We start from the raw sequence: 15,436 nt of genomic DNA on the forward strand, positions 1-15,436 counted from the left end.
CTGTAAATACAAATTTACATTATTTATATGTTCTTTTCTAATAATACCAATTTACTTTTTCAACTTTTTTAAAATCAATGATTATTCCTTTATTTACTAATAATTTTTCATTGTAAATTTTGTCAAAAATTGAATTTTCTGTAATTGTTGCAAGTGCTACACAAATGCCAAAGGATAAAAGATTAAATAAAAAACTTCCTACAAGTAAAAATATTGAATAAGCATTAATTTCAATTATATTTATTGGAATAAAGATTATTATTAGAGTGCCAATTATTTGCAAAATAGCACAAACAAAAAATACCCATGCTAATATTTTTAAAATTAACGAAAATAAAATTATTTGTTAAATTTTTCAAGGTTATTGATGAGGCTGTAGTTGATAATAATTAAGACAAGTCAACCTCTTCAATATTATTTAATAAATCATCTTTAAGATGCACTAAATTCAGAGTCGGCAACACAATTGGATTAATTCCTGACAAAGTCGTTAATGTAGAAATGTACGCTCTGATATAAGGAAAAAGAATCGCAGGAGCATTCTGATATAAAAAATTTTTTATATTAGAATCATCTAAATTTGTATATTTAAAATATCCAATAAATTCTACGTCAATATTTAGATTGTTGGATGTATCATTTATTTTAACACCTAAGATTAAATTAAACTTATTATTAGTTTTATCTAATTTACCTGTAGGTTTGAAATTAATATTTAAATCAAGAAAATCAAGATTATGATTTAACTCAAACAATGATTTTGTAACAATAAAACTGTCGAACTGAAAATCTGATTTTTTCATATTAAGCTGCAAATACATAATTAATTTTACCTGCAAAGATTGGATTAACCTCAATGTTGCTTTGCTGGTATATAGGTGTAGAATTATATTCTAATAACCATCCTGTAAATTCGAATTCAGAATTATTAATAGTTATTAAAGAATCATTTGATACAAAAATTATTTCTTCTTCAGGAAATAATTTTTGAAAATTCTCTTCTAAATCAATTTCTAAATTGATGTAATCTTTATTTGATTCAAAAATTGTTAAAGGAGTAATTTCTACAATATGAGTAGATATACTTCTTCTGAATTCGTATTTGATAAATATATTATCAATTGATTGATAAATCTTTTTAAGTTCTTCTTTTATGTAAATCTTTGATTTCATTTTAAATCAATTTATTAATATTTGAAATTATTTTTTTGCTTTTTTTCAATACTTCTATGCTTATCTCTGAGCTAACTTCTTTGTTATCATAGTCAGCTTCCTGCCTAGATGCTTTTAATTCACGAATTTGATTGCGTAAATATCTTTTTTTATATTTATCGTTTGTCATTCTTCCATACATTGTAACAAACTTATTAATTAAATATGTATGTGAAGAGCCTTTATGTTGCTGAGTTTCTTCATGAAAATCTTCATAACTAATTTCTGATTTGTAAATATATAGATATTTGATTTTTTGAAATACTGCATAATAAGAACAATGCACAGAAGGTGCAAACAATTTATTACTAATTAACAAATTAGCGCCTTTAATATTACATTTTGATTTATTGTTTAAATAATTCATATTAATAGTTGCAATTTGAATAATATACTAATTTTTTAACGAAGCAAATATACAATTATATTGCAATAATCAAATATTGTTGGTAAAAACGATTAAATTTATTGATGCTTGTAAAAAATACTAAAAAAGAAATAGTAATTGAACCTAAAATTATCAATCATAATTTTTCTCAAAAAAAATTCGTCAATATTATTATTTATTTTTTAATCTTCGTAATTATTTAATATCTAATAATTTTGTGAAAAAAGTTCAATTATTAAATAGTTTTGTAAGTTTCTTTTATCCGAAACTTTGTGCTGCTTGTAAAGTAGTTTTAAACAAAAATGAAGAAAATATTTGTTTGAATTGCCTTGCCACTTTACCGAAAACAAATTTTCACCTTTTGCCTGATAATCCAATTAAAAAAATATTTTGGGGAAGAATACCTATTGAATCAGCAACATCATTTTTGTATTTTGTTAAGCAAAGTAGGGTTCAGGAATTATTGCACAATTTGAAATACAGAGGACAAAAACAAATTGGCTCGCAATTAGGTTATCTTTTTGGGAATGACCTTAAGCAAATTAATTTTTTTAAAACTGTTGATTTTATTATTCCCGTTCCTTTACATCCTCGAAAGCTTAAAAAACGGGGGTACAACCAAAGTGAATATATTGCTTACGGTCTATCACAATCTTTGGGAATAAAATTATCAACTGATAATTTAATAAGAGATCAATTTTCGAGCACACAAACAAAAAAAAGTAAATATCTGCGTTGGGAAAATGTTAAAAATATTTTTCAAGTAATTGATACAAAGCTTTTTGAAAACAAACATATACTTTTAATTGATGATGTAATAACAACAGGTTCTACAATAGAAGCATGCTTTCTTGCGTTAAACAAATGTGAAAATATAAAATTTAGTGTTGCAACTATTGCTTATTCTTCTGTGTAATAAAAATAGTAATTTTGATTTCTAATAAATTCTCTTTATTTTACAAATATCAACAGTTTTTAATGAAAAAAAAATCCTCGCTCAGAATAGTAAAACTTTTAACCTTATCCATATTATTATTATTTTTGTTTTTTTCCTGCCGTAAAGAAAATTTCATTGAAGACCCTTCAGCAAAATTAAAATTCAGTACTGATACTGTTCTTTTTGACACTGTATTTTTAACTTATGGCTCAGTAACAAAAAAATTTATGGTTTACAATGATCATAAAAAAAGTATAAAAATCGAAGATATAAGACTTGGACGTGGAGAAAATTCTCCTTACAGAATAAATATTGACGGAGAGCCTACAACAAAAATTACCGATTACACATTGCTTCCTAATGATAGCATCTATATTTTTGTTGACGTAACAATTAATCCTGATGACCCTGACCTTCTTTTTATTGAAAAAGATTCAATTACTTTTTTGACCAATGGAAATATGCAGGATATAAAACTTGTTGCATGGGGACAAGATGCTCATTTTTTTAGAGATTCAATGCTTACAGGAAATATTGTTTGGGAAAATGATAAGCCCTATGTTATTTCAAATCATATTGGAGTTGATGAAAATTCTGTGTTAAATATTAAAGAGGGAGTTGAAATTTATTCGGATACACGCTCGGCAATTTTTGTTTGGGGAACTTTAAATGTTGAAGGAAGCATTGACGAGCCTGTTTTATTTAGAGGCTTACGATTGGATGAATATTATGATGATATTCCGGGACAATGGTATGGTATTTATTTTATTCGAGAAAGCAAAGATAATTACATAAAAAATGCAAGTATCCGAAATGCAACAGTTGGGGTAAGAGTTGATTCCATGTCGATAAATTCAAATCCGAATCTTGTTCTTGAAAATGTAAGAATAGAAAATATGAGTTCCGTTGGAATACTTGGTTATTCAGCTCATATTATTGGCTATAACTGTTTGGTTGACAATTGTTGTCAATATTTGGTTTATGGAGATTACGGTGGAAAGTATGAATTCTATCACTCCACTTTCGCTCATAGCTCTTGTGTTTGCCTGAGTCAAACTGAAGCCTTGGCATTTTATAATACTGACAATAAGGAACTAAAAAACGACCTTGATCTTACTATTGTTAACTCAATAATCTGGGGGAGCAAAGAGGATGAAATTGATATGCAAACTACGGGTCAAGGAAATTTCAATGTTTTTATTGACCATACATTGATAAAAACCGATCAAAGTGATTTGAATATTAATGATAATATTTTAAATCAATCACCAAAATTTGTAAATGAGTGTAATTATAAATATTCATTAGATACTTTGTCAAATGCTAAAGATAAAGGAGCTCCACTAACATCTCTTCCTTTAGAAGTTTCAACTGATATTACAGGGAAATCTCGAAATGACGGTAATCCTGACCTTGGTGCATTTGAACGATAAATTGAATTGGAATTAATATTTTTGTTAAATTAAATTATAGTTTATTATGAAAAAAAAATTTGTATTTGTATTCGCATTTGCTTTGATATTATTGATGTCTTGCAATAATAATGAAGCAGTAAAATTATCTGATTTTGAAAAAACAACAATTTCTCATCGAAAAGTTTTGTTAAAAGAATTGGGACCTAAGTTTCTTGAGAATTTGAATAAAACACTCTACAAGGCTGCGTTGAAAGGTGAAATCACTGCTTACAAAAATGATAGCCTTACGGAAAGTAGCAAATTCACATTAGAAGAATTAGAAAAATTAGGTGGTTATGAAGAGGTAATCCAATATGCTCCAGACCCTGAATATCCCAATTATCTTATAGATTCTGTTATTTTTAATGATTTTCGCCTTTCAGATATTACCGGTCATGAAGTTTCGGAAATATGGGCTTATGATTCTGAAAAAAATATTTATTATGGTGAAATAAATGCTTTTGCACTTAGATTTGTTTTAACAGCAGCAGGAATTGAGTTGAATGATCAGGCATTATTTTTTGTTGATTTCGATGATCTTTTTGATATTTTTTCTAAAGAAGATGTTGAAAAAATTAAGCAAATTATTAGCAGAAGTCTTCCTAAAAAAGTTTCGGATTATTAGTGTGTAATACTAATTGGGTGATGAGGATAAACTTTAACGTAAGATTCTTTTACCATTTCAATAAGTTTATTTTTTAATAAATCAATATTGACATTTTTTATTGCAGAAATGAATATGCAAGGTGTATTGTCTTTGGCGATATAGCTTTTGTTAAGCAAATTAATTTTCTTTTGGATGTTTGCATTTTTATAATCTTCAACATCTAAAAAATCTTTAGAAAGTTTATCAACTTTATTAAAAATAACTAAAATAGGTTTGTCTAAAGCATTTAATTCTGAAAGAGTATTATTTACCGTTTTTAATTGGTTCTCATAGTCTGAGTGAGAAAGGTCAACAACATGAAGTAAAATATCTGCCTCTCGGGTTTCATCAAGAGTTGATTTAAAGCTTTCAACAAGACGGTGTGGTAGTTTCCGAATAAATCCTACAGTATCTGAAAGTAAAAAAGTAACATTTTTAATTACCACATTTCTAACTGTGGTGTCAAGTGTTGCAAAAAGTTTGTTTTCTGCAAAAACATCAGCTTTACTAAGAATATTCATTATTGTAGATTTTCCTGCATTGGTATAACCTACTATGGATACTCTTATTTTTTGCCCTCTACTTTTTCTTCTAACAGCATTTTGTTTGTCTATTTTTTGTAATTTTTTCTTTAATAAAGTTATTTTATTTCTGACAATTCTTCTGTCTGTTTCAATTTCCCTTTCACCCGGTCCTCTTAATCCAATTCCTCCTTTTTGTCGCTCAAGGTGTGTCCACATATGTGCAAGGCGGGGCATTAAATATTGATATTGAGCAAGTTCAACCTGCGTTCTTGCTTGAGCGGTTTTAGCTCTGTTGGCAAAAATATCAAGAATTAGATTTGTTCTGTCAAGAATTTTGCAGGATAATGCTTTTTCTATATTTTTTAATTGCGTAGGACTTAGTTCGTCTTCGAATACAACAATATCTATGTTTTCTTCTTTAATAAATTCTATTATTTCTTTAAGCTTGCCTGAACCTACAAATGTCTTGTTGTTTGGTCTTGGAAGATTTTGGATAAATTTCTTATAAACTTTAGCACCTGCTGTAAGGGTTAAAAATTCAAGCTCGTCCAAATATTCTGACATCTTTTCTTGGCTTTCACTTTTTAATGCCACACCTACAAGTATTGCTCTTTCTTTATTTTTCATTAAAAATTTATCCTGATATTTATTATTGTATCAAACAAATATTGATATTTAAGTTGATAAACAAAAGCAAAAATAAATTATGCTTTGTTATTTTTACAGTACAAATATTTTTATATAAAGCATAATTACAAGACACTACAATCATTTTGCTTAAGTAAATAAAACTCAAATATCTTAAAAATCAATAATTTTATAAGTCATCATCACTACCGTCATCACCAAAACTTTCATGATGATCTGAATTGTTATGATGTAAGTTATGATTTCTGTTTTGATTGTAATTTTGATCTTGTCTTCTTGGATAACTTGTTCGCTTGTAATGCTTTATAAATCCAAATAGCAATCTTTTTGAAGTATTTAATGTTTCAAGCATTTCTTCAAGTTCTTCATTTGTAATGTAGCCTAGAGCATTTGCAAGATATAAATGAGATTCTACTTCATAAATCATATCTCTTGCACGAAAAAGATGTCTTAGAGATTCTTTACCATGTTTTCTACTAGCTGCTGCTGAAACATTAGCAGGGATACCGATTACTACTTTTTTTAGTTGAGAACCTAATCCATCGGTTTCTATTTCCGGGAATTTTTGTGAGATTTCAAAGCATTTTTTGGATAATTCGATTCCTGCTTTCCAAACGTCAAGTTCTGTTAATTGCATCATAATTGAGGGATTTTTATTTTTAATTGTTTTTTTTAGTTTTTAAAAAATGGTGGTCTTGAAACATTAGCTTTTAAAATTTTATTTCTTGATTTTACAAAAACTTCTGTACCTGACTTTCTATATCCTTTGGCAATATAACCCATTGCAATGGATTTTTTTGTCAAAGGGGATTGTGTTCCCGAAGTAATTTCTCCTATTATTTCTTCTTTTTCATTTAATATTTCCATGTGTTGCCTTGGAATTCCTTTGTCAACTAATACTATTCCAACTAATTTTCTTTCAACACCTTCTTCCTTTAATTTCAAATGATAATCTTTTTTAATAAAATCTTTGGAGAACTTAGTTATCCAGCCTAATCCAGCTTCAATAGGGGATGTTGTATCGTTAATATCATTTCCATAAAGACAGAATCCTGATTCTAATCTCAATGTATCACGTGCACCAAGTCCAATAGCTTTAATACCTAACTCATTGTTATGAGCAAATATTTTATCCCAAATTTTCGGCATATCATCATTTGATGAATAAATTTCAAAACCACCTGAACCGGTATAACCTGTTGTTGAAATTAAAATATTGTCAATACCTGCTATTGTTCCTACTTTAAAAGTGTAATATTCCATTTCTCCGAGGTCAAGCTCTGTAAGTTCTTTTAAAGCATCCAAAGCTTTTGGTCCTTGAATGGCAATTTGTGCAACATTATCAGATGTATTTGTTAAATCGGCATTAAATTTTTTATTTTGCAGATTTACCCAATTCCAATCTTTTTCAATATTTGATGCGTTTACTACTAATAAATAATGTTCATCAGTAAATTTATAAACAAGGAGGTCGTCTATAATTCCACCCTTATCATTTGGGAAACAACTGTATTGAACTTTTCCCTGAACTAATTTCGATACATCATTGGAAGTAATATATTGAAGAAAATCTAAGGCTTTTGGTCCTCTCACTTCAAATTCTCCCATGTGACTTACGTCAAAAACTCCTACATTATTTCTTACTGTATTATGTTCATCTTTTATTCCCGAATAAGAAACCGGCATATTATATCCTGCAAAAGGAACTATTTTCGCTCCAAGTTCTATATGTTTTTGTGTTAATGCTGTATTTTTCATGAAAATTGTATTTTTTATGTTAATTGCAAATATATATTTTTTGATAAGAAATAAAGATTTTATTTTTTATTATCAAATAAAAAAAATGTGAATTATTAAAATTTATAAAAAATATTGATTCGACAAACAACGAATTTTATATCGCAAAAAAAAGCTGTCAAAAATAAGACAGCTTTTAAATTTTTTATCTTTGAAAAGAAAATATTTAGTCAGCAAAAAGTGGAAATCCTGCCATCATTTTATTTACTTTATTTCTAACAGAATCAATTACTTCTTTATTTTCATAATCACTGATAACTTCATCAATGAAATCAACAATAGGAAGCATATCTTTTTCCTTAAGTCCTCTTGTTGTAATTGCCGGAGTACCAATTCGTAATCCTGATGCTTGGAATGGAGAGCGGTCATCAAAAGGAACCATGTTTTTGTTTACGGTAATATCTGCTTCAACAAGAACATCTTCTACAATACGCCCTGTAATTTCAGGGAACTTTGGTCTGAGGTCAATTAGCATCAAATGATTGTCTGTACCTCCTGAAATAACATGGTAACCTTTTTCAATAAATGCATTAGACATTGCATTAGCATTTTTCTTTACCTGAATAATATAATTCATGTATTCGTCAGTAAGTGCTTCACCAAAAGCAACTGCTTTGGAAGCAATTACATGCTCAAGTGGTCCGCCTTGTATTCCTGGAAAAACAGCAGAGTTTAGTAATCCCGACATTTTTCTGATTGTTCCTTTTTTTGTTGTTTTACCCCATGGGTTTTCAAAATTTTCACCCATCATAATCATTCCGCCTCTTGGTCCTCTTAATGTTTTATGAGTTGTAGTAGTAACTATATGACAATAAGGTAATGGGTCGTTAAGAACACCTTTTGCGATAAGTCCTGCAGGGTGGGCAATATCAGCCATTAAAAGTGCACCAATTTTATCAGCAATTTCTCTCATTCTTTTAAAATCCCAATCTCTTGAATATGCAGATGCTCCTGCAAGAATCAATTTTGGTTTTTCTTTGAGAGCTGTTTCTTCCATTTTATCATAATCAATAATTCCTGTTTCTCTTTCAACTTCATAAGCTACAGGATTGTAAAGAATACCTGATGAATTAACAGCAGAGCCATGAGAAAGGTGTCCGCCATGTGCAAGGTCAAGACCTAAAAATTTATCTCCCGGCTTCAAACATGCTAAAAATACAGCCATGTTTGCTTGTGCTCCCGAATGTGGTTGAACATTTACCCATGTAGCATTAAAAAGCTCTTTTGCTCTGTCAATAGCTAGTTGTTCAGTATCATCAACATTTTGACAACCGCCATAGTATCTTTTTCCCGGATATCCTTCAGCATATTTATTTGTCATTACAGAACCCATGGCTTCCAAAACCTGATCACTTACAAAATTTTCTGATGCTATAAGTTCAATACCGTTCATCTGACGGTCTTTTTCATTTTGAATAATTTCGAATACTTTTTTATCTCTTTGCATAATTATCTTTTTTATATCTATTTTTATTAAGCCTCAAAAATACGAAAAATTTTAGAATTAAGAAAAGATGATTTTGTGATTTGATTGTTTGTGATATTGAGATAACTAAAAAAAAGTCAACCCTATTCAGGCAAGCACATCCTGCATTCTGCATTCTGCATCCTGCATCTTGCATCTTGCACAAACTACTTACTGAAAACTGCTTACTGCCGACTGCTTACTGAAGACTAATTCACTCATTCCTAAGGATTCTCTGTAGTAAAAATTAATAATATTTTAAAAGCCCATAATTTGAGTTTTTGCTTCTTTTTACCTCTTTTGTGTTTTCTCCTTGAGGAGAAATTTCAAGGTAAAAACTCAAATTATTATATTGGAAATTTCAGGATTGGTAATTTGGCTACCGACTGAAGACTGCTTACTGAAGACTGCTTACTGAAGACTGCTTACTGAAGACTGCTTACTGAAGACTGCTTACTGGAGACTGCTTACTGAAGACTAATTCACTCGTTCCTAAGGATTCTCTGTAGTAAAAATTAACAATATTTTATAAGCCCATAATTTGAGTTTTTGCTTCTTTTTACCTCTTTTGTGTTTTCTCCTTGAGGAGAAATTTTAAGGTAAAAACTCAAATTATTATATTGGAAATTTCAGGATTGGTAATTTGGCTACCGACTGAAAACTGCTTACTGAAAACTGCTTACTGCCGACTGCTTACTGCCGACTGCTTACTGGAGACTGCTTACTAAAGACTGCTTACTGGAGACTGCTTACTGAAGACTGCTTACTGGAGACTGCTTACTAAAGACTGCTTACTAAAGACTGCTTACTGAAGACTGCTTACTGAAGACTGCTTACTGAAGACTGCTTACTGCCGACTGCTTACTTAAGACTGCTTACTGAAGACTGCTTACTGGAGACTAATTCACTCATTCCCCTTTTTATTACTAGTCAACTGCTGTAAATCGTAAAGCTTTTTATAAGCTCCTTCTTGTGAAATCAACTTTTTATGAGTTCCTGTTTCAACGATTTCTCCTTTTTCAAGAACAATTATTTTGTCAGCATTTTGAATTGTACTTAGTCGGTGTGCAATTACAATGCTTGTTCTTTTTTTCATTAATTTATTTAAAGCATCCTGAACCAAATTTTCGGAAGAAGTGTCGAGTGAAGATGTTGCTTCATCGAGGAGAAGTATTGGCGGATTTCGTAAAATTGCTCTTGCAATACTTAATCTTTGTCGTTGTCCTCCCGATAGCAAAGTGCCTCTGTCGCCTATAAATGTTTGGTATCCATTTTCTGTTTCCATGATAAAATCATGAGCATTAGCAGCTTTGGCAGCTTTAATTACATCCTCTTTTGAACTTTTTATGCCAAAAGATATATTGTTGTGAATGTTGTCATTAAACAGAATTGGATCTTGAGTTACTATGGCGTTTAAATTTCGTAAATCAAATAATTTTATATCCCTGATGTCTGTGCCGTCAAGGGTTATTTCTCCGCTTGAAACATCATAAAATCTAAGAATTAGTTCAACTAGTGTAGTTTTGCCGCTTCCTGATTTCCCTACAATAGCATATATTTTTCCTTTTGGAATTTTAAAATTAATATTTTTAAGAACTTTCTCTTTTGAGTAGGCAAATGACACATCTTCAAAACTAATGTCGGATTTAAAATCAGTAACTGCTATTGGATTTTCTTTATCTTTAATTAACAAAGGCGAATCCATAAGACCAAACAATCTTTCACCTGATACAATACCTTTCATTATACTACTGTATGCGGATGATATTTTTTTTGCGGGCTGCATTATTTGTTGAAAGAAAAATATAAATGTAAATAATAATGATTGTTGCAACTGCCCGTCAATAACCATTTTGCCACCAATAAGGAGAAAAATTCCCATAGTAACCACACCAAGTGATTCCGAAATAAGAGGTATTGAGCGTTGCTTGTTTTGAGCCATTCTGGAATGGTAACTGTATTTTTTGTTATAAGTACCAAATATTTTGTTGATGTAATTTTCAGCATTAAATGCTTTTATTATTCGTATTCCTGATGTAAATTCATCTATTACACTTGTTAACCACGAAAGTTTTTCCTGTGTTTTTTGTGAATCTTTTCTAAGTGATTTTCCAATTTGTGCAATAATAATTGCTGTAACTGGAAGAAGAATGAAAATAATTAATGTGAGTTGAGGTGAAGATTTAAGCATTAAAAAAATAAAAGCAATAATTGTAATCGGGTCACGTATAAGGGATTCGAGTGTGATAACAATTGACGATTCAATAAGTAAAAGGTCGCTGGTAAGCCTTGTCATGATATCGCCTTTTCTTTTACCTTCAAAATATGCAATTTGTAATTTGCTGATTTTTGAAAATGTTTCATGTCTGATGTCTTCAATGACTTTTGTTCTAACAAAATTCATAAAAAATTGTGCAAGATATTTAAATCCGTTTCCTACAACATTCATTGAAACAATTATTAAAATTGAAGTTCCTAATGCAGCAGCTTTGCCTTTTTCGGCAATTATTAATGCTATTTGTTTATGAAGTGATTGCAAAAATCCAAAAGGAGAATCTTTTATTGTTTCAACTGCAATATTACTTCCGTCTGAAAAAAGTAATTTTATTATTGTATCCAAAAATGCGATTGATACGGCAAGAAAAGTTACTGCAACAAGCATAAACAAAGTATGCAGAACAATTGTCCACTTGTATGGTTTTGCGTAACCTAATATGCGTAAGAAGAATTTCACGCCTGCAAATTTAATTTAAATTTATAGAGTTGTATAAATTATTTCATTTTAAAATATATAATTAAGACCTTTGCACTTATGAGTACAAGACGACAAGAGAAGTTTGCAAGACTTATTCAACGAGAACTGGGAGATTTATTTCTTAAAGAAGGTAAAAAGATATTTGGAGATGCTATGATAAGCGTTACAAAAGTTTTAGTATCACCTGATCTTGGATATGCTAAAATTTATTTGAATTTTATCAATGTTAAAAATACCGATGAAGTTATTGAACTTGTTCAAAATCATGCAGGTGAAATACGCTTTAATTTAGGAAAAAGGATAAGAAATCAGGCAAGGAAAATTCCTGAATTATCTTTTTTCTATGATGATACATTAGATTACGTTGAAAAAATGGATAAACTTTTTAAGGATATTAATAAGAATTAAGAACTAAAAACTGTCTAAGAGCTATGAAATACGAACCCATAAAACACAGTATTGATAAATTTATTTCAAAGAATATTTTTTTAAAAAAAACATTTTTTATTTTACTTGACCTTTATTTACTCAGGACATGGCATGTTCATAAAGAGTTAAAGAAACTTAGAGCGAGCTTTAAAGATGGCATTAAGGTATTGGATGCAGGTGCAGGATTCGGTCAATATTCCTATTTTATTCTCCGCAAGTTCAAAAATGCTATTGTTAAAGGTATTGATATTAGCCAAAGCCATGTAGAAAAAGCAAATAATTTTGTAAAAGAATGTGATTATAAAAATGCAGAATTTACTCAAGGTGATTTAACAAAATTTGATAGCGACAAGGATTTTGACCTGATTATTTCAGTGGACGTAATGGAACATATTGAAGATGACAGAAAAGTTTTTTCCAATTTTTATTCTGCATTAAAAAAAGGGGGAATGCTACTTGTTTCCACTCCTTCCGACAAAGGAGGCTCCGATGTTCACGACCATGATCATGAAGAAGGTGAAGGTTCTTTTATTGACGAACATGTTAGAGACGGTTACAGTTTTGAAGATATAGAGGAAAAACTTTCTTCTGCAGGCTTTTCAAATATTGAGATGAAATATACTTATGGAAAACCAGGGCAAATTTCATGGAAGTTACTAATGAAGTATCCAATTACAATGCTTAATAAATCAAAATTGCTTGCTGTTGTATTGCCTTTTTATTTAATAATCGTTTATCCTTTTTGTTTAATATTGAATTATTTAGATACAATTATTGTCCATAAAACAGGTACAGGGCTAACCGTTACAGCATGGAAATAATTGTTAAAACAAGTTATTCAATTAACATTGTTTTAACTTTGTAATCTTATGAATTTATCTTTTTGGTTTGCACGAAAATATTTTTATTCAAAAAAAGTAAGGAATGTAATTAATATTATCTCTCGTATTTCGCAAATCGGAATTACTGTTTGTGCTACTGCCTTAATAATTGTGTTATCAGTTTTTAACGGTCTTGAGGATTTAATGATTTCTCTTTACAACTCCTTTGATTCCGATATAAAAATCACATTGGAGGAAGGAAAATATTTTGAACCTGATTCATCGTCAATTGCAAAATTAAAATTTATTAATGGTTTTGAATCCTATTCGGAAGTGGTTGAAGAAAAGGTTTTGCTTGAATACAAAAGTGAACAATACATAGCTACAGCCAAAGGAATTTCACAGGAATATCTTGAGTCAATAAATTTGGATTCCATGATAATTTATGGAGAGCCATTACTTAAATTTGATGAGATAAATTATGCTATTCTCGGAGTTGGGGTTGCTTCAAAATTAGATATTGGTTATTTTGATTATTCAAATCTTATTCATATTTATTTCCCAAGAAAAAGTAGCGGAAGTTTTTATCTTAATCCTCAAAGTGCTTTCCAAAGAAAAAATATTATTCCATCAGGAGTTTTTTCTATTCAGGAAGAATTTGACAGCAAGTACATTCTTGTTCCTGTTGATTTTTTACAAGAGATTGCAGAAAGCATTGGCAAAGTAACAGCAATAGAAGCGAATTTTAAAGAAGGAACAAATCTAAAAAAGGTTAAAAGTGAAATTTGTGAAATTTTTAATGATAATTTTGATGTTAAAAACAGGGACGAACAACATGCTTCACTTTATAAAATTACAAGGCTTGAAAAATATATGACATTTCTTATTTTGTCATTTATTTTATTAATTGCAGCTTTCAATCTTGTAGGTTCATTGTTAATGCTTTCTTTGGAAAAGAAAAAAGATATGATGGTGCTGAAAACAATGGGTGCAAAAGCAAAATTTATAAAATATATTTTCTTTTATGAAGGCATCTTACTTTCAATTTCAAGTGCAATAATTGGAGTGTTGCTTGGAATATTATTGGTATGGTTACAAATGACTTATGGATTTATCAAACTTGGTGGTGCAGGCTCTACCTTTATTGTTGACTCCTACCCTGTCGGACTTAAAGGCATGGATGTTCTTTTAGTATTTTTAGTTGTTGTTGTTATCGGATTTATTTCCTCATATCTGCCTGCAAGATCAGCAAATAAAGATATTAGCATCAAAGATCTTCATAAGTAAAATGTATTTGAACATACCATAAATAATTATTACATTTGTAAATAGATTTAAAATATATTCAATTTTATTAGGGCATGAAAATATTAGAACTACAGTTGTTTATACTTATTATTAAAAACAAATTTTTTAACAAAATAGATAATGGAAATATAATGAGTGGTCATTATATTTACTCGTTGTGTGCTATTTGAGAAAACCGAATTATGAGCATATTTTTTTTAATTATAATATTTCTTCTTCTAAGTTATCTTAGTTTGGTAATTTGGAGTTTTTGGAAAAGAAAGAGATTATTGGGAACCGTGTTAATTGTGATTCCTGTTCTTTTGTTTGGAATTTTAATTCTTATTTCAAATTGGACTTTTATTGGACTGACAAAAGATATTTATTCGAAAAAATATAAAGCAGAAAAGGAACTCTTCTACTTTGACTCTTCACGGGATTTTCACGGAGATGGATTTTCAATAAAGGTTGACTCATTGAAAAAGTCGGATATTGATTACTTTTCTCAAATTGACTTTATGGAATTAAAAACTTACCCGAAAAGACATTATCATTTAGGTGACTATAGAATAAGTAATTGGAAAAAAACACCAATTGATATAAGTGATTCTTTACAATATAAATTTGCGTTGATTCCGTCTTCAGAATGGATTCATTTGAATACGTCTGATTTAGGAAAAATTGATAAATATATTGACTTGTCAAAAGGACTATTAAATGAATCTGGAAATTATTACGCATATTTTTTCAGAGACCATCCATACGGACTTTATGGAATTGATTTATATTTAATTAGTCCTAAAAACGGATTGATAATTGAGATAAATAAACAATAAAAACAGCACACAATCGAGTAGGCGGCTGACGGAGTAATCTCCGCCAGTGCACCTTTCACAATTTATCCCGCACCTTTTGGACGGGTCCACCAAGCCCTTCAACTTCGTTCAGGATAAACCAAGCGGGTCTTACCGAAAGTATTCGGCACAGGCTGTACTTGTAGGTAACGGCAGTCTGTCTAATAAGTCCGAATATTGATATTTGTACACAATCAGTAATATCCCAAATAGATGTTT

At 29.7% G+C, this 15,436-nt stretch carries 16 protein-coding genes; 7 read left to right on the forward strand and 9 right to left on the reverse strand.

Annotated elements, in window-relative coordinates; genetic code table 11:
* Positions 1–37: 37 nt before the first annotated feature.
* The 4 genes from U9R42_04580 to U9R42_04595 all read right to left on the reverse strand — a co-directional run bounded on the left by U9R42_04580 (position 38) and on the right by U9R42_04595 (position 1,579).
* Positions 38–283: a hypothetical protein gene (locus tag U9R42_04580; GenBank protein ID MEA3495292.1), complete on the reverse strand. Its 246-nt coding sequence runs from the start codon at positions 281–283 to the stop codon at positions 38–40.
* Positions 284–389: 106 nt separating this feature from the next.
* A complete protein-coding gene (locus U9R42_04585; protein MEA3495293.1) occupies positions 390–803 on the reverse strand; it encodes a protein-export chaperone SecB in 414 nt (137 codons plus the stop codon).
* Position 804: 1 nt separating this feature from the next.
* Positions 805–1,173, reverse strand: coding sequence for a hypothetical protein (locus tag U9R42_04590; protein MEA3495294.1), 369 nt, complete (start codon positions 1,171–1,173; stop codon positions 805–807).
* A 1-nt stretch (position 1,174) separates the two neighbouring features.
* Entirely contained in the window at positions 1,175–1,579 is a 405-nt protein-coding gene (locus U9R42_04595; protein MEA3495295.1) for a HEPN domain-containing protein, read from the reverse strand.
* Between the two features lie 238 nt (positions 1,580–1,817).
* Between U9R42_04595 and U9R42_04600 the strand changes: the two genes are divergently transcribed.
* The 3 genes from U9R42_04600 to U9R42_04610 all read left to right on the forward strand — a co-directional run bounded on the left by U9R42_04600 (position 1,818) and on the right by U9R42_04610 (position 4,616).
* Positions 1,818–2,516 (forward strand): ComF family protein, encoded by a 699-nt coding sequence (locus U9R42_04600; GenBank protein MEA3495296.1) that lies wholly within the window; start codon positions 1,818–1,820, stop codon positions 2,514–2,516.
* Between the two features lie 62 nt (positions 2,517–2,578).
* Positions 2,579–3,970, forward strand: a complete 1,392-nt coding sequence (locus U9R42_04605) for a hypothetical protein (protein MEA3495297.1) — start codon at positions 2,579–2,581, stop codon at positions 3,968–3,970.
* A 46-nt stretch (positions 3,971–4,016) separates the two neighbouring features.
* Positions 4,017–4,616 (forward strand): hypothetical protein, encoded by a 600-nt coding sequence (locus tag U9R42_04610; GenBank protein ID MEA3495298.1) that lies wholly within the window; start codon positions 4,017–4,019, stop codon positions 4,614–4,616.
* On the opposite strand, the gene hflX is transcribed toward U9R42_04610, so the two are convergent.
* From hflX to U9R42_04635, 5 genes are all read right to left on the reverse strand, one after another.
* On the reverse strand, positions 4,613–5,788 hold the full coding sequence (hflX, locus tag U9R42_04615; protein MEA3495299.1) for a GTPase HflX: 1,176 nt from the start codon (positions 5,786–5,788) through the stop codon (positions 4,613–4,615). The two genes, U9R42_04610 and hflX, sit on opposite strands and share 4 nt — an antisense overlap.
* 190 nt (positions 5,789–5,978) lie before the next feature.
* Positions 5,979–6,449, reverse strand: a complete 471-nt coding sequence (locus U9R42_04620; GenBank protein MEA3495300.1) for a four helix bundle protein — start codon at positions 6,447–6,449, stop codon at positions 5,979–5,981.
* A 32-nt stretch (positions 6,450–6,481) separates the two neighbouring features.
* Complete coding sequence (gene gcvT, locus U9R42_04625) at positions 6,482–7,567, reverse strand: glycine cleavage system aminomethyltransferase GcvT (protein MEA3495301.1); 1,086 nt, start codon at positions 7,565–7,567, stop codon at positions 6,482–6,484.
* 205 nt (positions 7,568–7,772) lie between these two features.
* Entirely contained in the window at positions 7,773–9,053 is a 1,281-nt protein-coding gene (gene glyA / locus U9R42_04630) for a serine hydroxymethyltransferase (protein MEA3495302.1), read from the reverse strand.
* A gap of 922 nt (positions 9,054–9,975) precedes the next feature.
* A complete protein-coding gene (locus tag U9R42_04635; GenBank protein ID MEA3495303.1) occupies positions 9,976–11,805 on the reverse strand; it encodes an ABC transporter ATP-binding protein in 1,830 nt (609 codons plus the stop codon).
* Positions 11,806–11,883: 78 nt separating this feature from the next.
* Here U9R42_04635 and rbfA point away from each other — a divergent pair, with 78 nt between their 5' ends.
* From rbfA to U9R42_04655, 4 genes are all read left to right on the forward strand, one after another.
* On the forward strand, positions 11,884–12,234 hold the full coding sequence (rbfA, locus tag U9R42_04640; protein MEA3495304.1) for a 30S ribosome-binding factor RbfA: 351 nt from the start codon (positions 11,884–11,886) through the stop codon (positions 12,232–12,234).
* Positions 12,235–12,257: 23 nt separating this feature from the next.
* Complete coding sequence (locus U9R42_04645) at positions 12,258–13,076, forward strand: class I SAM-dependent methyltransferase (GenBank protein MEA3495305.1); 819 nt, start codon at positions 12,258–12,260, stop codon at positions 13,074–13,076.
* A 48-nt stretch (positions 13,077–13,124) separates the two neighbouring features.
* Positions 13,125–14,363: an FtsX-like permease family protein gene (locus U9R42_04650; protein MEA3495306.1), complete on the forward strand. Its 1,239-nt coding sequence runs from the start codon at positions 13,125–13,127 to the stop codon at positions 14,361–14,363.
* A gap of 203 nt (positions 14,364–14,566) precedes the next feature.
* Positions 14,567–15,199 carry a hypothetical protein gene (locus U9R42_04655; protein MEA3495307.1) on the forward strand — a complete coding sequence of 211 codons (633 nt, stop codon included), beginning with the start codon at positions 14,567–14,569 and terminating at the stop codon, positions 15,197–15,199.
* The last annotated feature ends 237 nt before the right edge of the window (positions 15,200–15,436 follow it).

The sequence above is a fragment of the Bacteroidota bacterium genome (assembly GCA_034723125.1).
Taxonomy (GTDB): Bacteria; Bacteroidota; Bacteroidia; order CAILMK01; family JAAYUY01; genus JAYEOP01.